General features: G+C 44.1%; 1 protein-coding gene. It reads left to right on the top strand.

The genetic code is table 11. From position 1 onward, the window contains the following. Positions 1-979, top strand: a 979-nt coding sequence (locus A3766_RS25955) for a GspE/PulE family protein (protein WP_197479755.1), incomplete at both ends; no start/stop codon positions are given.

Raw genomic sequence — 979 nt, 5'->3', positions numbered from 1 at the left:
ATTTGATCGCCGATGCGGTAACCCGCAGAGCATCAGACATACATATCAGGCCCAAAGAAAAAAGCGTTGATATTCTCTACCGTATTGATGGCAGTCTGCTAAAAATACGCAACTTTGATATTAAAATGTTGCCTGCCGCTGTTGCCCGTATCAAGATTATCTCAGGAATGAATATCGCTGAGCATCGTTTGCCTCAAGATGGTCGGACCAAAATCACTAGCAAAGATAAATCGATTGATTTGCGCGTATCGATCATGCCGACTATTCATGGAGAAAGCGTAGTAATCCGTCTCCTCGATACTTCGACCAGTATCAATAATATCGATGCCATAGGATTCAATGAAAAAGACTCGGAACTGTTTACCCAACTCGTTAACAAAAGCAGTGGCCTGATTTTAGTGACCGGCCCTACTGGCTCCGGAAAAAGCACCACACTTTATGCGGCACTCGAATCCATCAAACAACGTGAAATCAATATCATCACCGTTGAAGATCCGGTTGAATTCCATATCGATGATATTCTGCAAATCCAGGTCAACAATGCCATAGATTATAGCTTTGCACGTGCACTCAAAAATATTCTTCGCCACGACCCAGACGCCATTATGATCGGTGAAATACGAGATGAAGAAACAGCTAAAATGGCAGTAGAAAGCTCACTTACAGGGCATTTGGTGTTATCAACCTTACATACCAACAGTGCCGCTTCGACCATTACCCGTCTACTTGAAATCGGCGTACAAGCCTATCTCCTAAATGCAACGCTACTAGCGGTACTGGCTCAAAGACTTGTTAAACGGAATTGTCCTCACTGCCTGGAAGAAGAGCAGGTATCCCCTATTGTACGGAAAGCTTTGGGTCTGAGTGAGGATGAAGTATTCTATCAGGGCGCTGGTTGTGATAACTGCCATATGACAGGCCATAAAGGCCGTGTTGCAGTATATGAACTGTTGACACTATCACCCGATATTCGAGACAT

This window comes from Oleiphilus sp. HI0132 (assembly GCF_001635845.1).
This window is presented reverse-complemented; position numbering and strand designations above follow the sequence as displayed.